This window comes from Methylobacterium komagatae, from assembly GCF_042661665.1.
In the GTDB taxonomy this organism is placed as follows: domain Bacteria; phylum Pseudomonadota; class Alphaproteobacteria; order Rhizobiales; family Beijerinckiaceae; genus Methylobacterium; species Methylobacterium komagatae.
This window is the reverse complement of record NZ_JBHSWN010000001.1, coordinates 2,718,434-2,740,233: the sequence shown is the minus strand read 5'-3', so window position 1 is coordinate 2,740,233 and position 21,800 is coordinate 2,718,434. Positions and strand designations below refer to the sequence as shown.

At 67.0% G+C, this 21,800-nt stretch carries 18 protein-coding genes and 3 pseudogenes; 11 read left to right on the top strand and 10 right to left on the bottom strand.

Translation table 11 applies throughout. The features are described 5' to 3' along the window. Positions 1–8: 8 nt before the first annotated feature. A complete protein-coding gene (locus tag ACFQE0_RS13385; protein ID WP_378970332.1) occupies positions 9–2,411 on the bottom strand; it encodes an RNA degradosome polyphosphate kinase in 2,403 nt (800 codons plus the stop codon). A gap of 89 nt (positions 2,412–2,500) precedes the next feature. Beyond that, positions 2,501–3,214, bottom strand: a complete 714-nt coding sequence (locus tag ACFQE0_RS13380; protein WP_378970330.1) for a P-loop NTPase family protein — start codon at positions 3,212–3,214, stop codon at positions 2,501–2,503. 104 nt (positions 3,215–3,318) lie between these two features. Here ACFQE0_RS13380 and purM point away from each other — a divergent pair, with 104 nt between their 5' ends. Together purM and purN are read left to right on the top strand one after the other, a co-directional pair. Continuing rightward, positions 3,319–4,383: a phosphoribosylformylglycinamidine cyclo-ligase gene (gene purM, locus ACFQE0_RS13375; protein ID WP_378970327.1), complete on the top strand. Its 1,065-nt coding sequence runs from the start codon at positions 3,319–3,321 to the stop codon at positions 4,381–4,383. Further along, a complete protein-coding gene (gene purN, locus ACFQE0_RS13370; protein WP_378970325.1) occupies positions 4,383–5,033 on the top strand; it encodes a phosphoribosylglycinamide formyltransferase in 651 nt (216 codons plus the stop codon). Before purM ends, purN begins: the two co-directional genes overlap by 1 nt. 114 nt (positions 5,034–5,147) lie before the next feature. On the opposite strand, the gene ACFQE0_RS13365 is transcribed toward purN, so the two are convergent. Together ACFQE0_RS13365 and ndk are read right to left on the bottom strand one after the other, a co-directional pair. Then, positions 5,148–5,510: a hypothetical protein gene (locus ACFQE0_RS13365; protein WP_378970322.1), complete on the bottom strand. Its 363-nt coding sequence runs from the start codon at positions 5,508–5,510 to the stop codon at positions 5,148–5,150. A gap of 151 nt (positions 5,511–5,661) precedes the next feature. Beyond that, entirely contained in the window at positions 5,662–6,084 is a 423-nt protein-coding gene (gene ndk / locus ACFQE0_RS13360; RefSeq protein ID WP_378970320.1) for a nucleoside-diphosphate kinase, read from the bottom strand. A 288-nt stretch (positions 6,085–6,372) separates the two neighbouring features. On the opposite strand from ndk, the gene ACFQE0_RS13355 reads away from it, so the two are divergent. Continuing rightward, on the top strand, positions 6,373–6,849 hold the full coding sequence (locus tag ACFQE0_RS13355) for a DUF2147 domain-containing protein (protein WP_378970317.1): 477 nt from the start codon (positions 6,373–6,375) through the stop codon (positions 6,847–6,849). 4 nt (positions 6,850–6,853) lie between these two features. Here the strand turns inward: ACFQE0_RS13355 and ACFQE0_RS13350 are convergent. After that, positions 6,854–7,488, bottom strand: a pseudogene (locus ACFQE0_RS13350) (glutathione S-transferase family protein). A gap of 212 nt (positions 7,489–7,700) precedes the next feature. On the opposite strand from ACFQE0_RS13350, the gene ACFQE0_RS13345 reads away from it, so the two are divergent. The 4 genes and pseudogenes from ACFQE0_RS13345 (at position 7,701) to ACFQE0_RS13330 (ending at position 11,389) form a co-directional block, all read left to right on the top strand. After that, the gene (locus ACFQE0_RS13345) at positions 7,701–7,973 is read left to right on the top strand and encodes a hypothetical protein (RefSeq protein WP_378970315.1); all 273 of its coding nucleotides are present in this window, start codon (positions 7,701–7,703) and stop codon (positions 7,971–7,973) included. Between the two features lie 91 nt (positions 7,974–8,064). Continuing rightward, positions 8,065–10,097: pseudogene (locus tag ACFQE0_RS13340) on the top strand (FUSC family protein). A 22-nt stretch (positions 10,098–10,119) separates the two neighbouring features. Beyond that, positions 10,120–10,313 (top strand): annotated as a pseudogene (locus ACFQE0_RS13335) (DUF1656 domain-containing protein). After that, positions 10,313–11,389 carry an HlyD family secretion protein gene (locus tag ACFQE0_RS13330; RefSeq protein WP_378970313.1) on the top strand — a complete coding sequence of 359 codons (1,077 nt, stop codon included), beginning with the start codon at positions 10,313–10,315 and terminating at the stop codon, positions 11,387–11,389. The pseudogene ACFQE0_RS13335 and the gene ACFQE0_RS13330 overlap by 1 nt, the downstream one beginning before the upstream one ends. Positions 11,390–11,956: 567 nt before the next feature. On the opposite strand, the gene ACFQE0_RS13325 is transcribed toward ACFQE0_RS13330, so the two are convergent. Together ACFQE0_RS13325 and ACFQE0_RS13320 are read right to left on the bottom strand one after the other, a co-directional pair. Further along, entirely contained in the window at positions 11,957–12,892 is a 936-nt protein-coding gene (locus tag ACFQE0_RS13325) for an alpha/beta fold hydrolase (RefSeq protein ID WP_378970310.1), read from the bottom strand. Then, on the bottom strand, positions 12,889–13,428 hold the full coding sequence (locus ACFQE0_RS13320) for a phasin family protein (protein ID WP_378970308.1): 540 nt from the start codon (positions 13,426–13,428) through the stop codon (positions 12,889–12,891). The genes ACFQE0_RS13325 and ACFQE0_RS13320 overlap by 4 nt, the downstream gene beginning before the upstream one ends. Positions 13,429–13,644: 216 nt before the next feature. On the opposite strand from ACFQE0_RS13320, the gene ACFQE0_RS13315 reads away from it, so the two are divergent. Beyond that, entirely contained in the window at positions 13,645–15,288 is a 1,644-nt protein-coding gene (locus ACFQE0_RS13315) for an AMP-binding protein (RefSeq protein ID WP_378970306.1), read from the top strand. A gap of 7 nt (positions 15,289–15,295) precedes the next feature. Here ACFQE0_RS13315 and ACFQE0_RS13310 read toward each other — a convergent pair whose 3' ends face one another. Next, the gene (locus ACFQE0_RS13310) at positions 15,296–15,511 is read right to left on the bottom strand and encodes a hypothetical protein (RefSeq protein ID WP_378970303.1); all 216 of its coding nucleotides are present in this window, start codon (positions 15,509–15,511) and stop codon (positions 15,296–15,298) included. 98 nt (positions 15,512–15,609) lie between these two features. Here ACFQE0_RS13310 and xseA point away from each other — a divergent pair, with 98 nt between their 5' ends. Further along, positions 15,610–17,232: an exodeoxyribonuclease VII large subunit gene (gene xseA / locus ACFQE0_RS13305; RefSeq protein ID WP_378970301.1), complete on the top strand. Its 1,623-nt coding sequence runs from the start codon at positions 15,610–15,612 to the stop codon at positions 17,230–17,232. Here xseA and ACFQE0_RS13300 read toward each other — a convergent pair. Continuing rightward, complete coding sequence (locus ACFQE0_RS13300; protein WP_378970298.1) at positions 17,229–17,966, bottom strand: GNAT family N-acetyltransferase; 738 nt, start codon at positions 17,964–17,966, stop codon at positions 17,229–17,231. The genes xseA and ACFQE0_RS13300 overlap by 4 nt on opposite strands. Positions 17,967–18,041: 75 nt before the next feature. On the opposite strand from ACFQE0_RS13300, the gene ACFQE0_RS13295 reads away from it, so the two are divergent. Both ACFQE0_RS13295 and ACFQE0_RS13290 read left to right on the top strand, forming a co-directional pair. After that, the gene (locus tag ACFQE0_RS13295; RefSeq protein WP_378970296.1) at positions 18,042–19,460 is read left to right on the top strand and encodes an alpha/beta hydrolase; all 1,419 of its coding nucleotides are present in this window, start codon (positions 18,042–18,044) and stop codon (positions 19,458–19,460) included. After that, entirely contained in the window at positions 19,457–21,007 is a 1,551-nt protein-coding gene (locus tag ACFQE0_RS13290) for a GMC family oxidoreductase (RefSeq protein WP_378970293.1), read from the top strand. Before ACFQE0_RS13295 ends, ACFQE0_RS13290 begins: the two co-directional genes overlap by 4 nt. 48 nt (positions 21,008–21,055) lie before the next feature. On the opposite strand, the gene ACFQE0_RS13285 is transcribed toward ACFQE0_RS13290, so the two are convergent. Next, positions 21,056–21,790 (bottom strand): GNAT family N-acetyltransferase, encoded by a 735-nt coding sequence (locus ACFQE0_RS13285; RefSeq protein ID WP_378970291.1) that lies wholly within the window; start codon positions 21,788–21,790, stop codon positions 21,056–21,058. Between the last annotated feature and the right edge of the window lie 10 nt (positions 21,791–21,800).

The following is a 21,800-nucleotide window of genomic DNA, read 5'->3' as shown; positions in this document are numbered from 1 at the left end:
GTTCTGTCCTAGTCGTTCTGCGTGGCGCGGGCGCGGCGGCTGAGTGCGCGGGGGCTCGACTTCTTCGAGGATTTACCGCGCCCCGACAGACTGGGGTTCGTCATGAAGTACTTGTGAGCGTTGAACGATTCCTCACCGTCAGAGGGCTGGATCCGCTCACAACCACCCGACGCCAGTACACGCCAACTCTGCCTGTTGTCGAGAAGATTAGCCAGCATGATCTGGTCGAGCACCTGCTGATGCACAGTCGGGTTCGTGATCGGCAGCAGGGCCTCCACGCGACGGTCGAGATTGCGGCTCATCAGATCGGCTGAGGAGATGTAGACGGTAGCCTTCGGGTGCGGCAGCCCGACGCCGTTGCCGAAGGCGTAGATGCGTCCGTGCTCGAGGAAGCGCCCGACGATCGACTTCACCCGAATCGTCTCCGACAGGCCGGGAATGCCCGGCCGCAGGCAGCAGATGCCGCGCACGACGCAATCGATCTGCACCCCCGCCGCCGAGGCGTCGTAGAGCGCATCGATGATCTGCATGTCGACCAGGGAGTTGCACTTGATCCAGATCGCCGCCGGGCGGCCCGCCTTGGCGTGCGCGACCTCGGCCTCGATGTGCTCGAGCAGCTTGTTCTTGAGCGTCAGAGGGGAGACCCCCATCCGCTCCAACTCGGCGGGCTCCGCGTAGCCGGTGATGAAGTTGAAGATCCGGCTGACGTCCCGGGCGATGGCGGGGTCGGCGGTGAAGAACGACAGGTCGGTGTAAATGCGCGCAGTGATCGGGTGATAATTGCCCGTGCCGACATGGCAGTAGGTGACGAGGCGATCGCCCTCGCGCCGAACCACCATCGACAGCTTGGCGTGCGTCTTCAGCTCCACGAAGCCGAACACCACCTGCGCGCCCGCCTTCTCGAGATTGCGCGCCCAGCGGATATTAGCTTCCTCATCGAAGCGCGCCTTCAACTCGACCAGCGCCGTCACCGACTTGCCGAGTTCGGCAGCCTCCGCGAGGGCCGCGACGATCGGCGAATTCGAGGAGGTCCGGTAGAGCGTCTGCTTGATGGCGACGACGTTCGGGTCCCGCGCGGCCTGGGCGAGGAACTGCACCACCGAGTCGAACGACTCGTAGGGGTGGTGGACGATGAAATCCTTCTGCCGGATCGCCGCGAACACGTCGCCGCCGCTCTCGCGGATACGCTCGGGAAAGCGTGGCGTATAGGGCTTGAACTTCAGGTCCGGCCGGTCGATCCCGACGATCTGAGATAGCTCGTTGAGGGCGAGCATGCCTTCCACGAGGAACACGGCGTCGGACGAGATCTCCAATTCGTCCACGACGAAGTTGCGTAGCTCCTCCGACATGCCCGCTTCGACCTCGATGCGGATCACGACGCCGCGGCGGCGCTGCTTCAAGGCGGATTCGAAGTGCAGGACGAGGTCCTCGGCCTCCTCTTCGATTTCGAGATCGGAATCGCGGACCACCCGGAACGCCCCCTGCCCCTTCACGAGGTAGCCGGGGAAGAGCCGCGCGGTGAACATCACGATCACCTGCTCGATCGCGATGAAGCGCGCCTGGGAATCACCCTCCTGCGCGGGCAGCCGCACGAAGCGGTCGAGCAGGCCCGGCATGCGAATCAGCGCCCGCAGCAAACGCCCGTCGCGGGGCCGCACCAGCATCAGCGCCAGGGTCGTGCCGAGGTTGGGGATGAAGGGGAACGGGTGCGCCGGGTCGATGGCCAGCGGGGTCAGCACAGGGAAGACGTAGGTCAGGAAGTAGTCTTCGAGCCATGCGGCCTGCTCGCCGGAAAGGTCGGCAGGCTCCACGAGGTCGATCTCGGCGTTGTGCAGTTCGTGGCGCAACTCCCGCCAGCGCGCCTGCTGGTCGGCGGCGAGGCTCGCCACCTCCGCGCCGATCCGCGTTAGCTGCTCGGTGGGGCTCAGACCGTCCTGCGACGGCATGGTGATGCCCGCCCGGACCTGATCGTGCAGGCCTGCGACCCGCACCATGAAGAACTCGTCCAGGTTGTTGGCCGAGATCGACAGGAAGCGGAGCTGTTCCAGCAGTGGATGGTTGCTGTTCGATGCCTCTTCCAGAACCCGCCGATTGAACTGCAGCCAGGATAGTTCGCGGTTGACGAACCGTTCCGGTGCATGGCGCAGGCTGCGGCCCGCTTCGACCACGGGGTCACGCGCGGGCCCCGCAGGCGTGGCGGGTTCGGGTGAAGCTGGAGAGGTCGGCCATTCCTCGTTGACGTCGGCCTGTGCAGGCGCGCTCTGGCGGGAGCCGGTGGTCGACGGGTTTGCCGAACGGCGCGGCGTAGCTGCGCTCCGCCGGGCGACCGGCGTCCGCGACGCGGGAGCAGACGGTCCGTCCGCCGCATCCCCAGTCTCCTTGCGGTCATGGGGCTTGGGCGTCGATTCCATCAGTTGCGTCCGTGTTCCGAGGTCGGCCTTCGCGGCCCCTTACCACTCGCTTGGCGGCGCCGTCACGACAGTTCGATGACAGTGCCCGTTCAGGCCTCCGAATCCTCCGCCGCCTCGCCGAGGCCCATGCGGCGCAGGACGGAGACGGCCAGCGGTCGGCTGATGCGCCGTCCTCGTCCGAGAGCATCGCGGTCGAGTTCGGCCACCACTTCCCTCGCCCGCCCCAGAGAGCGGTCGATACGCAGGGCAACGGCCTCGATCACTCCAAGATCCACGATGAGTTGCCGGTCCACGAACAGCTTCACCAGTACCGCCCGAAGCAAAGCGTCGTCGGGCGCGTCGATGGCGACGCCTGGGGCGAGGCGGAGGCGCGAGCGCAGGTCGGGCGTCGTAATGCCGAGGGAATCGATCGGCTTGCCGCTGGTGAAGAGTACCGGGCTTCCCCGCTCACGCACGAGGTTGAGCAGGTGGAACAGGGCCGCCTCGTCCCGCCCCTCCGGCCGGTCGATATCCTCGACCACGAGGGCACCGTTCGAGGCGAGGTGCTGAACGCGGTCATGCGTGACCGCAGCCGCCGTCACGGTCCAGGCATGGGCGCGCTCGGCCCAGATCGCCGCGAGGTGGCTTTTGCCGCTCCCCACTGGTCCGGTGAGTACCAGAACCCGGTCCGGCCAATGCGGCCACGCCTCGATAAGGCCGTAGGCGGCCTCGTTGGCATCGCCCACAAGGAAATCCTCGCGCCCGTAGCGGGGATCGAAGGGCAGATCGAAGGTGAGTTGGCGGGGCGGGGAGTCGTTGGGCATGTCCCTCAAGGGTCGGGAGCCGGCTGCGACAGGTCAAGTGCGACTCGCGCGATGGCGCGTGACCCGTTAGAGCGGTGCCGAAATCACTTCGGGATGGCGCTGGCATGACGGCGGACGGGAAAGGCCTCACCTACGCGCAGGCGGGCGTCGATATCGACGCCGGCAATGCGATGGTGGAGACGATCAAGCCTCTGGTTCGCTCGACCCGGCGACCGGGAGCGGACGCGGAGATCGGCGGCTTCGGTGGCCTGTTCGATCTGAAGGCGGCAGGCTTCAAGGATCCGATCCTCGTCGCCGCCAACGACGGCGTCGGCACCAAGGTGAAGATCGCCATCGAGACGGGCAAGCACGACACGATCGGCATCGACCTCGTGGCGATGTGCGTGAACGACCTCGTGGTGCAGGGCGCCGAGCCCCTGTTCTTCCTGGACTATTACGCTACCGGAAAGCTCGTGCCGGGCGTCGGCGCCGACATCGTGCGCGGGATCGCCGAGGGCTGCCGTCAGGCGGGCTGCGCTCTGATCGGCGGTGAGACGGCCGAGATGCCGGGCCTTTACGATGGCTCCGATTACGACCTCGCAGGCTTCGCGGTGGGCGCAGCCGAGCGCGGCACGCTGCTGCCGCGCGACGGCATAGCGCCCGGCGACGTGGTTCTTGGCCTGACCTCCTCCGGTGTTCATTCTAACGGCTACTCGCTGGTGCGCCGGATCGTGGCCCGCACCGGCCTCGGCTGGGATGCGCCCGCACCGTTCGATCCCTCGCGCAGCCTCGGTGCGGCGCTGCTGGAGCCGACGAAAATCTACGTGAAGCCCCTGCTCGCGGCGCTCCGCGCGGCAGAGGGCATCAAGGCGCTCGCCCACATTACGGGCGGCGGTTTCCCCGACAACCTGCCCCGCGTCCTTCCCGATGCAATCGGCATCGAGCTCGACCTCGATGCCCTCACGCCGCCGCCGGTTTTCGGCTGGCTCGCCCGAGAGGGTGGCGTAGCGGCGGCCGAGATGCTGCGCACCTTCAATTGCGGGATCGGCATGGTGGTGGTCGTCGCCGCCGGTACTGAGGACGCCGTCGCACAGGCCCTGACCGACGCGGGCGAACCACCGGTTCGGCTCGGCCGCATCACCGCGCGGGGCGCGGATCCTGTCACCTACACGGGCAGCCTGAGCCTCTGATGTCCGGCACGGCGAAGGTCCGCGTTGCGGTTCTCATCTCCGGGCGCGGCTCGAACATGGTCGCCCTGGCCGAGGCGGCACGCGATCCCGCCTTCCCGGCGGAGATCGTCCTCGTCCTGTCGAACAATCCCGATGCGGAAGGCCTCGCTCGCGCTGCCGCGCTCGGCATTCCGACGCGCAGCATCGACCACCGGGCCTATCCCGACCGGGCGAGTTTCGACGCCGCCATCGACGCGGTGTTGCGAGAATCCGGGGCGGATCTCGTCTGCCTCGCGGGCTTCATGCGCATCCTTACGGACGGGTTCGTGGAGGGTTGGGCCGGGCGGATGATCAACATCCACCCTTCCCTGCTGCCGCTGTTCAAGGGGACGCACACCCATGCGCAGGCGCTCGCGGCGGGCGTTCGGCTCCACGGCTGCACGGTGCATTTCGTGGTGCCAGAACTCGATGCCGGGCCGATCGTGGCGCAGGCAGCCGTGCCGGTGCGCGAGGGTGACGACCCGGATAGCCTTGCCGCGCGTGTCATCGTGCAGGAGCGGCGCCTCTACCCAGCGGCTCTGGCCCTCGTGGCGGGCGGCAAGGCCCGCCTGGAAGGCGACCGCGTCATCATCAGCGAACCACCGCCCGAGGCTGTGCTGTTCAGCCTCTGAAGGCGCCGCCCGTCAGGGCCAGCGGTGCAACGCGATCCAGGGCTAGCGTGACGCTCGAATGCGCCGAGAATCCCTGGAACGCGTCGTCGTCGCTCGCGATAATGCCTGCGAAGATCAGACTGGACGCTGCAGCTTGCAGGCGTCGAGGGCCGAGAGAGCCTTGGCGCGGGCGCTGTCGTTGAAATAGCCGGTGGTGCGGTAGGCTTCGATCTCGGACTCGTCGAGGCTGCGCAGGGTCTGCTTGGCGTAGCAGCCGCAGGGACGCTCTAGGGACGCCTCGGGGGCACTGGTCATGCGGGCCTGCACGACGGCGCAGGCATGGCGCACGCGGCCTTCGAGGTTAGCCTTGCTCGCGGTCTTGAGCGCGGGATCGGGCTGGTATTGCTCGAAGGGGGCCGAAGACCCGCTCGCGAGGGCGGCGGTGGCGCCGAGGGCTAGGAGGCCGGTCGCGATCAGCAGGTTGAAGCGGGTCTTCATCGGTGGATGGTTCCAGGGCTCGGGTGTTTGACCGGGCTCCCTGGTCGCTTCCGTAGTCTTCCGCGTCAATGACGGGGCGGACACACTATCCGTCCATCGTGACGGAGGAATGGGAACCGGCGGAGCTGTGCCCCGCCGGCCACCTTGCGCGTTAGGCGGTGAGGTCGGAATCCTGGAAGAACTGCGCGATCTCGAGCTTCGCGTTCTCCTGGCTGTCGGAGCCGTGGACGGTGTTCTCACCGACCGACTCGGCGAACTGCTTGCGGATGGTGCCCTCGGCGGCCTGGGCCGGGTTGGTGGCACCCATCACCTCACGGTACTTGGCGACGGCGTTCTCGCCCTGGAGAACCTGCACCACGACCGGGCCGGACGTCATGAACTCCACGAGCTCGCCGTAGAACGGGCGCTCCTTGTGGACCTCATAGAACTTCTCGGCCTGGGCCTTGGTCATCTGGATGCGGCGCTGGCCGACGATGCGGAGGCCCGCGCCTTCGATCAGGGCGTTGACGGCGCCGGTGATGTTGCGGCGGGTCGCATCGGGCTTGAGGATCGAGAAGGTGCGCTCGGTGGCCATGGTCCGTCGTCTCTCTGTCGGAATATCGGGGCTGGGGTTCGGGCGCACGAAACTGGTCCGCATCGCTCCGCGGCCCGGAATCGGCGCAAATTGCGTTCGCGCAAAAACCCTTGGGCGGCGGGCTTATAGCCTCGCGTCACCCCTGCCTCAACCCGCGCGGATCGGTTTGGGAAAACCGGGGAAACGTGGCGTTGCCGCAACACGGCCGAAAAATCGCCCGATTGCGAAGGCCTCATCGCCGCATCGGGCCACGGCGTCACGCCACGCCCTCAGAATTCGGAGCTGCCTATGAAGCCGATCTTCCGCGTCGCCCTCAGCCCCGCTTTCCTCCTCGCCGGACTGGCAGGCGCCCAGGCCGAGACGCCCCGCGACCCGTCCGGGACGTGGCTGACGGGTGATGGCCGCGCCAAGATCCAGATCGACCGCTGCGGCGCGAACCCCGCCCATGTCTGCGGCAAGGTCGTGTGGCTCAAGGTGCCAACCAACGAGGCCGGCGCCCCCCGCACGGATGTGAAGAACCCCGATCCGAAGAAGCGGGCCCGCCCGGTCATCGGCCTGCAACTGATTGAGGGCCTGCGTCCCGACGACAGCAAGTTCTCGGGCCAGATCTACAACGTCGAGGAAGGCAAGACCTACGAGGTCAGCATGGAGCGCGAGAGCGAGTCCGAACTGAGCGTCTCTGGCTGCCTGCTGAAGGTCCTCTGCGGCTCGCAGACCTGGACACGCGTGCCGGGCGTGAACCAGCAGGCCGCGAACAAGAACTGATCAGTCAGATCGCCGCGAGGCCGCGCTGAACGGCGGGCCTCGCGAGCACCCGCTCCAGCCAGCGGGCGACATTGGGCAGGGTGGCGATGTCGACGCCCTGTTTGAAGTTCAGCTTCGCCCAGGTCACCGTCGCGATGTCGGCGATGGAAAATTCGTCCGCGATGAAGTCACGCCCTTCGAGCCGCCGCTCCAGCACGCCGTAGAGGCGCTTGGCTTCCGCCGTGAACCGATCGATCGCGTAGGGCACCTTTTCCGGCGCGTAGATGGTGAAATGATGCGTCTGGCCGAGCATCGGCCCGAAGCCCGCAACCTGCCAGAACAGCCATTCATCCACCGCCACGCGCTGGCGCTCGTCGGTGGGATAGAATTGCCCGGTCTTCCGGCCGAGATACTGAAGGATCGCACCAGATTCGAACACGGTGATCGGCTGGCCGCCCGGACCGTCCGGATCGACGATCGCCGGGATCTTGTTGTTCGGTGAGATCGCCAAAAATCCGGCGCGAATTGCTCGTTCTTGGCAATGTTCACGGGCACGACCCGATAGGGCAGCCCGCACTCCTCCAGCATGATCGGGACCTTCCAACCGTTCGGCGTGCTCCATGTGTGCACGTCGATCGGCCGGACGTTGACCGCTGCCATCAAACGTATCCCTTCCAGCGGTCCGCCCCGGACCCTGTGCAGGTGCGAATGAAGACGATTTTATCCTGTGGCTCAAGCTACAAGGTCAAGTTGTCTCACGTGGTCGTGAGGGGATGACCCCGCCTGGGCAGTGCGAAAAGGCTCGATTCCGTTCATCGGCCGTGCCCCGGTTCAATCGTCGCCCGGTCGGGCGGCGACTGAAGGACGACACGATGATCGACCGTTTGTTCGCGGCCAGCCTCCTGGCCTTCTCGCTGGCTGCCGCGCCCGTCGCGCTGGCCAAGGATGCCCAGAATGAGGCTCCCGCCGCCGAGGCACCCCCGAAGACGCCGAGTGCCGGACAATCCGCCGCGAGGGAGCGGCAGAAGCAATGCGGCACCGAATGGCGCGCCCTCACCGACGCGCAGAAGGCCTCGCAGGGGCCGAAGTGGCCGCAATTCTGGAGCAAGTGCAACAAGCGCTTGAAAGGCCACGACAAGGCCTGACGGGACAGCCCTGCCCTCCACGACGCACGGTTGAACTGCAACGCTACGCGTGCGTTCTGCGAGTCTGATGGCTCGGCTTGCGGGAGGTTCGATGAACGCGCGGCAGCAGAACGCCGCGGCGGCCGGTCCATCCCGTCTGGACCGGCTGATCGACCTCGCAGACGATTGGGTTCCCAAACCCGCCGCCTGGGCCTTCGCGACCCGCATCTGGATCGCGATGATGCTGGCCCTCGGCGTGGCGTTCTGGCTTCAGCTGGACAGCGCCTCCTCGGCGGCGACCTGCGTCGCCATCCTCGCCCAGCCGAAGCGAGGCCAAGCTCTGTCGAAGGCCGTGTACCGGCTCGTCGGCACGTTGATCGGCGCGGCCATGTCGATCCTGTTCATCGCCCTGTTCGGGCAGGACCGGGTGCTGCTTCTGGTCTGCGTCTCGGTCTGGCTCGGGCTCTGCGTGTTCGTCGCGCAATATCTGCAGGACAGCCGCGCCTATGGGGCGATGCTGTCCGGCTACACGGTCGCCATCGTCGGGCTGGCGCAGATCGATACGCCGCAGGATACGTTCGACGCCGCCGCCGCCCGGTTGGCGGCAATTGTGCTCGGCATCGTCGCGATCACCTTCATCAATGATGCCCTTGCCTCCCCGAGCACGTGGCGCGCCCTGCTGCCGACCATGGCGGGCGCCTGGGACTCGACTCGTGCCTACGCGGCGGAGACGATGCAGAAGGGCGACCTCGGCGCGGCCCGCATCGCGGCCCTGATCCGCCAGATCGCGCCCATGCGCGCCGATGCCAGCGCCATTGCGGGGGAACTCGATGACGGGCCGTGCCGGGCGGCTGGAGCGCGCAGCTGCATGGCCGCCCTTTACGTCATGGCCGCCGCGATCCGTACCGTCGCGGTGGCGGCTTCGCACGTTCGCAGGCCGACCGCCGCTGTGGAGGAAGCACTAGCGATCTGTCGCCGCATCGCCGAGGGCCCGGACCTGTCACACCTCGACGCCGAAGATGAGCGATTGCGGGAACTGGTCGATGCCGCGATCCGCGATCCGAAGCGCGAGATCGACGAGATCGTCGTGCTCCAGCGGGCGCTCGATTTCGCCTGTGCGGCGATCTACGCGCAGGATGGTTTGAAGGCGCTGGCCGATGGCCATGAGCCTCTGCGCGATGCGCGCCTGCCGACTCACCGCGACTTCCCCATCGCCTTTCGGGGGGCGATGCGTGTGGTCATCGCCTTCGCCGTGACGGCGGCGAGCTTCGTGGCCCTCGGCCTGCCGCAGGCCTCCTTCGCGCTCGTGCAGGTCGCGGCCACGGCCGCCCTCTCGTCGGTGACGCCGGACCCGAAGAAGTTCGCCAACGGCGTGCTCGTCGGGATGACCTTGGCTGCGACCCTCGCGGGGGTGGCGCGTTTCGCCCTGCTCAACGGCGTCCAGGGCTTTCCCATGCTCGCCATGGTGATGGCCCCGGTCATCTACTTCGGCTGCTTCCTCTCATTGAACCCGAAGACCTTCGGCATCGGCTTCATCCTGATCGTGTTCTTCCCCGTGCTGCTTGGGCCCTCCAACCCACAGAGCTACGACGCGCTGACGTTTCTTCTGAACGCCTTCCTCGTGCTGGTCGCTGCGATCATCCTCAGCATCGTGGTGCGTCTCGTTCTTCCGGTAAGCAACGCGCAAAAGCGGATCTTCGCCCTCGACTCCGCCAAGCGCGCGCTTGCGGATGCCATGCTCGGCGAGGGCGGCGGCGCGACGACCCGCACCAGCCTCAATGCCGACCGGCTGTTCCAATTCGCGAGCTACAGTTCGGGCAACAGCGCCGTGCGCCGTGCGAACCTCATGCATGCCTTCGCCCTCGCGAGGCTCGAGGCCGCGGCGGCTCGAGCCACGCGGAACTGCGGGCCCTATGGCGCGTCGAAGCCTTACGGCCGCTCATACCGGGGGCTCGCAATGCCCTTGCGCAGGGCGACGCCTGGGCGCTGGAAGACGCAGCCCGCAAGTTGCTAAGCGCGTCGCGCCACCACGAGCGCGGCGCGCGGCTTCTCACGGCCAGGGTCGTCAGCGATCTCGTTATCGCGTCGCGAACCATTGCATCCCATCGCCGCTTTCTGCAGCGGCTCGATATTGCTCCGTTCTGATTAAGAGGCGGCACGACTGGTCATGTACAAGGATATCCACTTCGGCGGGGTCATGGTCTCGTCCTTCGTGGGGTATGCCCTGGCGGCCTTCGCGATCCTCGTCCTCCTCCGCTTCGTATTCGCGCGGATCCGGTTCAGCCGGTACGTGGCGAACGCCCCCTTGCCGAGGCCGGCATCTACGTCTGCGTCCTCGCCCTGCTGATTGCCTTCATCTGATGACGCAGACCACCGCCGACGAGGACGATCCCAAGAGGATCACGCCGCAGGACAAATCCAAGGCGTCGGAGCCGCCTCCGGTCGATCCGCCCGCCTCGCATGCGAGCTTCACCCGCGCCACCGGCCGTAGCCGGGCCGCGAAGCTGTTCCGCATCGCCGCCACGGTGGTGATCCTCCTCGTCGCCTTCGTGGCGGCGGCCTTCGTCTGGACCTTCTACGTGGAAGCGCCATGGACCCGCGACGGACGGGTGCGCGTGCAGGTCGCCAACATCGCCCCGCAGGTCTCCGGGCAGATCGTGGACGTGCGCGTGGTCGACAACCAGAACGTGAAGAAGGGCGACGTTCTCTACGTGATCGACCCTGTCGATTTCGAAGTCGCCGTCACCTCAGCCGATGCCGAGGTGAAGAATCGCGAGGCCGACCTGTCCGTGAAGAGCGCGCAGGCCGCCCGGCGTGAAGCGTTATCCACCGTCTCGACCTCGGTGGAGGAGAAGCAGATCTACGCGGGCAACGCGAAGATCGCGTCCGCCGCCCTCGAAAGCGCACAGGCGCAACTGCGGCAGGCCAAAATCAATCTTGAGCGCACCCAGGTGCGCTCCACCGTGAACGGGCGCGTCACCAACCTGCTCATGCGTGTCGGGGATTACGCCCGCAGCGGCACATCCAACCTGAACATCGTCGATGTCGATTCGTACTGGATCGATGGCTATTTCGAAGAGACGAAGATGGCCAACATTCAGGTGGGCGCGTCGGCCGACATCGCTTTGATGGGCTACGCGCAGCATCTTCGTGGAACGGTGGGCAGCATCACACTCGGTATCTCGACGGCCAACGCCACCGCGAGCACGCAGGGCCTGCCGGACGTGAACCCCATCTACACCTGGGTTCGCCTCGCTCAGCGCGTACCGGTCCGCATCCGGATCGACCACGTTCCAGCGGAGGTGCCACTGGTGGCCGGCATGACTGCGACGGTGGTGATCGGCGATGGCCGTGCCCCGGCGCCGACTTGGTTCATGGATCTGCGCGACCGGATCGTCGGGAAACCTGCGACCACCGTAGAGGCGGAACGGCAATAGGCGCGAAAGACAGTGGTGCCGTTCAATTGCGGCCCAAACAATTGGCGCCATTTAAGGTCTTTGTTAAGCTTGTGGGCGATCGTCGTCCCTAGACCTCATGCAAGGAAACCGAAGGCCGCTTCATTTTTCGAGTTGACGAGCCCGAAAGACGGGAGCAGTCTCTGTCCTGTGCTTCGCAGATGCGGCGCACGAGCCATCCGGCACCCTATGGATAGTGCGGATGACTGTCGAATACCTAGCAACGAGCTCGTAGGAGACAGGCATGACTCCACCTCAGCAGGCTGCCGCCATCATGGAAACGGGTGCGTTCGGCCCGTAACCTAGCGGTCTTTCGACGGATAACCGGACGGGAGCGGCCCCAGGGGCATGGAAGCGGCCTATCAGGCACGACTTCGAACACGCGAGACGCCCCATCTCAGCCCTCCCGCCACGGCTTCGCCTCAACGTACGCTCTTGTTTCCCCAGGCTCTACTTGCCCGCGCGGCCCTGCCGCAGCGGGGTTTTGCCATGAGCGAAGCTGCGCTAGCTCATTGTCGCAGCAGGCGCAGCCAAGCCATAGCGGAGTCATTACCCCGCCGGGCCCATCCAGTCGGTGATGATGCGAATCTGGTCCGGGTCGAGCAGAGCCGGAGCATGGCCGCAATCGGGAATTTCCACCCTGTAGATGCGCGGGCCCCGCCGCATCATCTCGTCGGCGGTCTCCGCCAAGAGCAGTTCGGATTGCGCGCCTCGCAGCAGCAGGACCGGGCAGGTGATGGCGTCCCAATCGCGCCACATGCTCACGCTGTAAACTCGGCCCGGCCGGAAGGCCTGTCCGATCGCCGGGTCGTAGTGGGGACGCCAGCCGCCGTTCTGGTCCGGGAAGAAGCTGTGCTTGGCGAGGTGCCGCCATTGCTCGTCGTTGAGGGGCCCGAACGCGCCGAGCACGATCCGCAGGCGCGATTCACCCGAGGCGAGGTTGTGGTGCAACCGTGGCGCGTCGCGCAGGCGGTCGCCGATATGGCGGATCGGCGCCCAGGGCAGAAACGGGCCGATGTCGTTGATGACGAGGCGGCGGATCGGCGTGTCCTGCGCGGAGGCCAGCACCATGCCGGTAAGACCGCCGAGCGAGGTACCGATCCAGTCGATCTCACCCTTCAGACCGAGATGGGCGATGAGCGCCGCCATGTCGGCAGCATATTGCGGCAGGCCGTATAGTTCGGGATCGCGCAGCCAGCCGGAGAGGCCCCGTCCCGGAAGGTCCGGGCAGACCACCCGGTAGCCCATCTTGGCCAGGGTGTAGGCCAGCGGGTCGAAGTCCCGCGCTTGGCGGCTGAGGCCGTGAACGCAGATGACGACTCGCTCGCTCGCCAGATCACCCCAGTCGACATAGGCGATCCGGTGGAAATCCTTGGGCGCGTAGGCGAGGAAATGACCCGTCCTGAATGGGACGTCGGCCGAGGCGAGTTCATCGAGCCGCAGCGGCCGGGTGCCGCTGGACTGCCGCGCGAATAGAGCGTTCACCGGGTTTCGGCGCTGATGGCGGCCTCACGCGCCAAGCGGGACGTCGTCTGGTGCAGGTCCACCACCTGATCGGTGATGCGCCGGGACTGGTCCTGCAGGAACGTGACCTGCAATTGCAGCATCTCACGGGGATCGGATGTAGCTGCGAGCTTCTCTGCGAAGTCGAGGGAGGCGCGCACGTTGGTATCGGAAGCGATGAGCATCCGATGCCCGATCTCGCGCATGGCGGCCAGCATCTGGCTCGCATTGTCCTCAGCGGCATTGTAGAGGCGCGCGCCTGCGGCTTCCCATTGTTCCCGCGCCTTGCGAGCGCCCGCGACATTGCTGTCGGTAACCTGCGTCGCCGCTTCGCGGGTCGCGCCCATCACCTGCCGCCAGCCCTCGAAGGCCTGGGCCATGGAGGCTTCGAAGGCGTTCAGCGCCTGCTCGCCGGAATGGGCGTACCGCTCATACACTTCCCGCGCCTTGGCGACGGCACCCTCGGCCATTTCGCGACGCATCGCATCGGACTTGGCTGGCAGGTTGTCGTTGTTCACACTCGGCTCCTGCTCACGGCGAAACCGGTTCAGATCCGGCATGATAGGCATCTGATACCGAGGCGGATCCCGTCAACAGGGTGGGCGCGATGATAAGGCCCAACTCATTACGGACGCCCCGCCCTATCCGGGCTTGCGATTGACACCTCGAACGGTGGGCCGATCATCTGCCTAACGGGCGAACGCCACGCCCTCCGCCTGACCGAGAGGGCACGCATGCCGGACACCCCGATCCCGCTTTCCGCCGGCGCCACGCACCGGTTCGAGGCCGGACTTGAGCGCCGGGCGGCGAATTACGTGCCGCTGACGCCTGTCAGCCTCCTCGCCCGCGCCGCCGCGGCCTTCGGCGCGCGGATCGCGGTGATCGATGGCGAACGCCGCCTGACCTACACCGCGCTGTACGAGCGCTGCCGCCGCCTCGCCTCGGCCCTTGCCGCGCGGGGCGTCGGGCGGCTCGACACTGTGGCGATCCTCGCCTCCAACATCCCCGAGATGGTCGAGGCGCATTTCGCCATCCCGATGCTCGGAGCGGTTCTGAACCCGCTCAACACTCGCCTCGATCCCGCGACCATCGCGTTCTCTCTTCGGCACGGCGGCGCGCGGATCCTGATCGTAGAGGATGCCCATGCGGGCCTCGCCGCGAAGGCGTTGGCCGAGATGGACTCGCCGCCGCTCGTCATCGCCATCGGCGAAGGCGGGATCGACGGGACGCTCGCCTACGAGGACCTGATCGCGGCGGGCGACCCCGCTCATCCCTGGGCGCCGCCGGAGGATGAGTGGCAATCGCTCTGCCTGCTCTACACGTCAGGCACGACCGGCGATCCGAAGGGCGCCGTCTATAGCCATCGCGGCGCCTATCTGCAGGCGCTCGGCAACGCGGTGACCTTCGGCCTGTCGGGCGAGAGCGTGTATCTCTGGACCCTGCCGATGTTCCATTGCAGCGGCTGGTCCTACCCCTGGGCCTGCGTCGCGGCCGGGGCGACGCAGGTCTGCCTGCGCAAGGTAGAGCCCGCGGAGATCTTCCGGCTGATCGCCGAACACGGGGTGACGCATCTGTGCGGCGCGCCGATCGTGCTCTCGATGATCGCTCACGCGCCTGCGCATGAGCAACGCGACTTCTCGCAGATCGTCCGCTGTGCCGTCGGCGGGGCAGCGCCCTCCTCCACGATCATCCGCACCATGGAGGAGCGGGGATTCCGGGTGACCCATCTCTACGGTGCGACCGAGAGTTACGGTCCAGCCACGGCCTGTCTCGCCCAGCCCGATTGGGCCGACCTGACCGACGAGGAGCGCTACCAGCGCATGGCCCGTCAGGGCGTGGCGCTCGCGACGCTCGACGCGGTGACCGTCACCGACCCGGAAACCGGCGAGCCCGTGGCGCAGGACGGAATCCGGATCGGCGAGATCCGGCTTCGCGGCAACACGATCATGAAGGGCTATCTCGGCAATCCAACTGCCACCGAGGCATCCCTCGCCGGGGGCTGGTACGCTACGGGCGATCTCGGCGTATGGCACACGGATGGCGCTGTCGAGATCAAGGACCGATCGAAGGACATCATCATCTCGGGCGGAGAGAACATCTCCAGCCTGGAGGTCGAGGAGGTGCTGATGCGCCATCCAGCCGTGATGCTGGCGGCGGTCGTCGCCCGGCCGGACGCCATCTGGGGCGAAACACCCTGCGCCTTCCTCGAGGTTAAGCCTGGCGCCGCCGTCCCGTCATCCGACGAAGTGATTGCCTTCTGTCGCGAGCGCATGGCCCGCTTCAAGGTGCCCAAGACGGTGGTGTTCGGCCCGCTGCCGAAAACCTCCACGGGCAAGATCCAGAAGTTCGTCCTGCGGGAACAGGCGCGGGCGTTGTAGCGGCGCCTTACTCCTTCACCCGCCGACATTCGGTCTTCAGGTAGGCGGTCTTGCCGATGTCGTCGCGCAGATCGGTGCGGGCGATGATCTCCTGCCAGCCCGTGGCACAGCCGAGTTCGTTGGCCACACGGACCTTTCGCACTTCCAAAGCCTGGGCATCGGTGCAGGCTTCCTGCGCGATGCCGTTGGCGCAGACCAGAACCACCGCGATGAACGCGCTCATGGGGTCGCCTCTCCTCGTTTCGTTCGAGGGAGTACATGCGGCGCTCCGCGCGGGTTTCCATCTTTACCGGCGGGCGCGGGCCGCCTAGCGTCCCAGCAATGCCCCTCGTTCCCCCTCCCCGCCCCAAGGCGCCGCCGCTCTCCACCGACGTGCCGCCCTCTTCGGTGCTCGCCGGAAACCAGCCGGAATGGTCGGTGGGCGACCTCGCCTCCGCACTTAAGCAGACGCTCGAGGAGCGCTTCGGCCATGTCCGCCTGCGCGGCGAGATCTCCGGCTTCCGGGGCGTGCACGGCTCCGGCCACGCCTATTTCTCGCTGAAGGATGGCCAAGCGCGCATCGACGCTGTGGTGTGGAAGGGCGTCTATGGGCGCCTGCGGCAGAAGCCGCAGGAGGGGTTGGAGGTCGTCGCGACAGGCCGGATCACCACCTTCGCGGGCAAATCATCCTACCAGATCGTCATCGACAGCCTGGAACCTGCCGGGCTCGGCGCCTGGATGGCCCTGCTGGAAGAGCGGCGGAAGATGCTCGCGGCCGAAGGGCTATTCCTGCCGGAACACCGCAAGCCGATCCCGTTTCTCCCCCGCATCGTCGGCGTGGTCACCTCCCCGACCGGCGCCGTGATCCGGGACATTCTGCACCGGCTGCAGGATCGTTTCCCCCGGCCGGTTCTGGTGTGGCCAGTGCGTGTACAGGGCGACGGTGCGGCCGAGGAAGTCGCGGCGGCGATCCGCGGCTTCAACGCCCTGACGCCCGGCGGCCCGATCCCCCGACCCGATCTGTTGATCGTGGCGCGCGGCGGCGGCTCCATCGAGGATCTCTGGGCCTTCAACGAGGAATGCGTCGTCCGCGCGGCGTTCGAGAGTGTGATCCCGCTGATCTCGGCCGTCGGCCACGAGACCGACACGACGTTGATCGACCACGTGGCCGACCGCCGGGCCCCGACGCCGACGGGCGCTGCCGAAATGGCGGTGCCGGTGCGCGCAGACCTGATCGCCACCGTGGCCGAGTTGGCGGCCCGGGGTGGCGGAGCGGTTCGCCGTCGGATCGAGCGCGATCGCGCCGACCTGCGTGGCCTCGTCCGCGCCATGCCGGGACCGGACATGCTGCTCGCGACCAAGCGTCAGCGGCTCGACCTCGCGGAAGCCCGGCTCGCCCCGGCCTTGGCAGCGGGCGCGGCCCGGCACCGCATACGGTTGCAAGCTCTGCTGGACCGGCTCGCCCGCCGCTCGCCGGAACTGGCCCTGGCGAATGCCCGCGCCCGGCTGGAACGGATCGACGACCGCGCCCACCGGGCCCTCGTCGTGGATCTGCGCCGCAAGGAAGATCACGTCGCGCAGTTGGCCCGCCGCCTCGTCGTGGCGAAGGAGACCGGGCTGGAACGCGCCCGCGCCCTCGAAGCCCGCCGCCGGGACCGCCTGAATGGCTTAGCCGCCCGCCTCGCGCAGGCGGGGTCACACGATATCGAGCGTCGCCACGCCCGGCTTCAGGCGTTCGGACAACTGCTCGGTAGCCTGAGCTATCGCGCCGTCCTCGACCGGGGCTTTGCCCTGGTCCGCGATGGCGAGGGTCAGCCACTACGCCGGGCTGAAGACGCCGAGGCCGCACAGCGCCTCAGCCTGCAATTCGCGGATGGCACGGTCGAAGCGTTGCCTGCCAAGACGAAGCGCGCGCCCCGTGCCAAGGCGAAGCCGCCAAGCCAAGCCTCGCTGTTCGAGGGCTAATCGCGCACGCGATAATGGTAGCGGTACAATTCCCTCTCGAAACCGAGGCCCGCGTAAAGGGCGACGGCAGGTGTGTTGTCGGCTTCGACCTGAAGGCAGACGGCCTTTGCCCCCGTCTCCGCGCCCCAGCGCATCAGCGCAGTGACCGCCCGGCGAGCCAGTCCGCGCTTGCGGAGATGGGACGGCACGGCCACCGACTCGATGACGAGGAGATCGCCGTCGCGCACACCGAAGCAGATGGCTCCGGCTTCGCCGGGGCCTGCTACCGAGACGAAGGCGCGGGGAAGGACGATGGCATCGGTCACTATGCGGAAGGTGCGAGCTGCCTCCAGATCGTTGTTGCTGACTGCATCACGAACCGCCAGCCAGGCCGCCGAGGGTGCGTCCGCAACGGTGATCCATGACTCGTCCGCCTGCGGGAGCCCCGTGATCTCACGGTAGAGGGTTCGCGTCTCACCGATGGCCCGGTAACCCCGGCGCTCAAGCCCCGGCAGCATCTGTGCCGCGATGTCCGACACCCGGAAGATCGGTCGCCGCCCGAGGTCGGCATAGATCGCTTCGCTGGCGAGGATCGCTGCCTCGGGATTGCCAGCCCCGCGTAAGGGATTGCACGAGTTAATTCGCTTCGACGGCCCGCCGGCCGCACGCAGCAGATAGCCATGGACGAGAATGTGACGCGGGCTCGGCCAAGCGTTGAGGCACGCTTCCTCGACCCGCCAGCACAACTTTTCCATGATTAACCTATTTTATTCCGTCCATAAGGTGTCGCACCTCATTGAACTAAGTTAATGCCGCGCGATGTCCGGCGCATGACCGGACAGCCCCCAGACATCCTGTTTTGCCTTCACTTTCTCGGTGGGAGTGCCGGGACCTGGGATTCTCTTGCCGGGGCTCTGGGCGGAACGCACCGGCTCATCCCGCTCGATCTGCCGGGCTTCGGCGCGGCGTGCGACAGCACGGGCTATTCCGTCGATGAGATGGCGGATGCGGTGAGCGCATCCATTGCGGGCATGGCTGCGGGACCATTCCGCATCGTAGGGCACAGTATGGGCGCGAAGGTCGCTCTGACCCTCGCCCGCCGGGCCGAGGATGGCGATGCCGTCCTGCGCGAACTCGCCGGTCTCGTGCTGATCTCGGGCTCGCCGCCGAGCCCGGAACCGATCCCCGAGGATCGCCGCGACCACATGCTCTCATGGATCGACGCTGATGAAGAAAGTCGGCGACGCGAGGCGCAGGCCTTCGTTCGCGCCAACGTCGCCAGTAATCTTGAGGCTGAGGTCGAGATTAAGGCCGTCGAGGATGTTTTGCGTGCCGCGCCTTCGGCATGGCGTGCGTGGCTGACCTCCGGCGCGAACGAAGATCTCTGCGAGCGGATCGGGGTGTTGCGCCTCCCCGTCCTGATGATTGCGGGTTCGGAAGACGCCGATCTCGGGCCTGATGCGCAAGCGGCACTGACGCTGCCGCATTGCCCGAACGGGCGCCTCGTCACGGTGAAGGGCGTCGCGCATCTCCTGCCGCTCGAACGGCCCGGTGAACTGGCGGACCTGATCCGCGAACCCGTGACGAGGGTGTCCGAGGCATTGCCCGGTCCCGAAATTCCTGCCGAATACGCCTCTCTGATTGCCTCCGACCGGGTGAATTCACGCTTGCGCGACGCGTTGCTCGACCGGGCGAAGCCCGACGATCCCGCCTACGCGCCGAAGGCGCTCGATGCGGTCGAACTCGCGATCCTGCGTGCCGTCTTCGCGCGCGTGCTGCCCGTGTCCGGCCTCGATGCGGCGGCGCGGCTCGATGCACGACTCGCCACCGGAAGCGGCGATGGCTGGCGTTTTGCCACCCTGCCGCCCGATGCGCAGGCCTATCGCGACGCCTCGCGCACGCTCGATGCGGCGGCCCGTGCCGCCCATGACCGTCCGTTTGTCGTGCTCGACGAGGCGCAGCAGGATGCGCTGCTCACCCTGGCGCAAAAGGGCGATTTGACCGTTGGGTCTTCCCTCGGCGGCCGCCTCGACGCTGCGCAGATTCGCTTCTGGTTCGAAGATGCCCGGTCCGACGCCGTGCGCCTCTACCTCGCCCATCCGGCCGCCCTGGCGCGGATCGGCTTTTCCGGCATCGGCGCAGGCGGCGATCGCCCCGAGCCGATCGCATCCGGCCTGCCGGGCTTCGTCCGCACCGGTCTCGATTCACCCGAACCCTGGGAGCCCCGCACCGGGGAGGCCGCACGATGAACCTCGACTTGATGCGGACCTACGCCGATGGCGACACGGTGGACGCCGTGGTGATCGGCACCGGGGCGGGCGGCGCCCCCGTCCTCGCCAAGCTCGCGGCGGCGGGCCTCTCAGTGGTCGCGCTCGAAGCCGGCCCGAATTTTCGGCCGGAAGGTTTCGCCTTCGACGAGACCCTGGCCGACGAGATCTACTGGACCGATGAGCGGCTCAGTGGCGGCGACACGCCGGAGGCGTTCGGCGGCAACAACAGTGGCACGGGCGTCGGCGGTTCGACGCTGCATTGGGGTGCTTTCGTGCCCCGCGCCGATGCGCGCGATCTACGCCTCTTCTCCGAGACCGGCGAGGGTTGTGACTGGCCGCTCTCGCACGCGGAGCTGGTCCCCTATTACGAGCAGGTCGAAGGCTATCTCGGCGTGTCCGGCGCGCAGAGCTATCCGTGGGATGCAGCCCGCCGCTATCCTCTGCCCCCCGTTCCACGCAATGGATCGGCCGAGTTGATGGCAGGAGCCTGCGAGGCTCGCGGCATTCGTTGGGCTGACGCGCCTGCCGCCCTCGTGTCGCGGGATTACGCTTCGGAAGGTGGGCCTCAGCGTCATGCCTGCATCAATTGCGGCTTTTGCCACCAGGGATGCCGGAACGGCTCCAAGGCGAGCATGGACGTCACCTACCTTCCACTCGCCGTGTCACACGCTGCCGAGATCCGGCCCGAAAGCTTCGTCACGGGCTTCGAGCGCAGCGGTGACGGGCGGATCACGGCGGTCATCTACAGCCAGGGCGGACGCGAGAAGCGCCAACGTTGCCGTGCGGTGTTTCTCTGTGCCGGGGCGGTGGAGACGCCGCGTCTCCTCCTGCACAACGGCCTCGCCAATGGCAGCGGACAGGTCGGCCGGAATTATATGGGCCATGTGGCGACGCAGGTCTGGGGCACCTTCGACCACGAAGTGCGGATGAATCGGGGCTACCCGTCCTCCCTCATTACCGAGGATTTCCTCCGGCCCGAGGGCGCGGATTTCGCGGGCGGCTACCTGATCCAGAGCCTCGGCGTCGTGCCGTTGACCTTCGGTAACTCCGTCGCTCGAGGGCGCGGGCTGTGGGGCAAGGCGCTCACCGATTACCTCGACCGCTATAACCATTTCGCGGGCATCGGCATCAATGGCGAGACGTTGCCGAGCGAAGCCAACGTTCTCACCTTGTCCGACGAGGTCGATGCGCGCGGGATGCGCAAGCCCCGGATCGACTTCGGCTACGACGGCAATGCCGACCGCCTCAACGCCCACGCCACGAAGGTGATGCGGGACCTGTGGGAGGCGGCGGGCGCCAAGGACATCTGGGTTCTGGAACGTGTCGCCCACACCCTCGGTACCTGCCGCATGGGCCATGATGCCGATAAGGCGGTGGTGGACCCATACGGCCGGAGCTTCGAGATCGACAATCTCTGGATCAGCGACGGCTCGACCTTCCCGAGTTCGCTTGCGGCCAACCCGGCGCTCACGATCATGGCGCTGGCGTTGCGGACGGCGGATCGGTTCTTGAACCAGCGGCCGTGAAGGCTTCGCAGTCCTTGCGGGCAACGCTCGCAGGGACTGATTGGGCTTCTAGCGCGCGATGCCTCCGCGTATCTCCGCCAAGCCGCGCCGCTGATTGCCCTGCGCGTCGAAATTCTCCGGCGCGAGCCAGGCTTGAAAGGCCTCACGCAGGCGAGGCCATTCGGCGTCCGTGACCGAGAACCAAGCGGTGTCGCGCGAACGGCCCTTCACGATCACCGCATTGCGAAAGATGCCTTCGAAGGTGAAGCCGTAGCGCAGGGCCGCTGCCCGCGAAGGCGCGTTGAGGCTGTCGCATTTCCACTCGTAGCGGCGATAGCCCAATTCATCGAAGGCGCGTGCCATCATCAGCGCCATGGCCTCGGTCGCGGCGGGCTTTCGCTGCAGGCTCGGCCCGAAATGAAGATGGCCGACCTCGATGACCCCGTGAACGGGCTCGATCCGCAGATACGAGGCAATGCCCAAAGGCGCGCCGGTTTCGGCGTCGAGGATGGTGTGGAACAGCGGGTCGTCCCCTGCCGCCTGCCGTTCCAGCCGCTCACGATAGGCGGCTTCCGTATCCGGCAGATCATCGATCAGATAGGTCCAGCTCCGACGATCGGGCGCGCCCGCGAAGAGCGCGTAAAGAGTGCTCGCATGGGCCGCCGGATCGAGCGGAACGACTTGGCAGAACCGGCCGCGCATGGGCGTGCGCGGCGGCCTCAGCCGGGGGGACCAATCGGGGAGATCCCGACCGATGGGTTGGCCATAGGCGTTCAGGCGCTGGGGCGAATCTGTCGAACTCATCCCAGCAGCT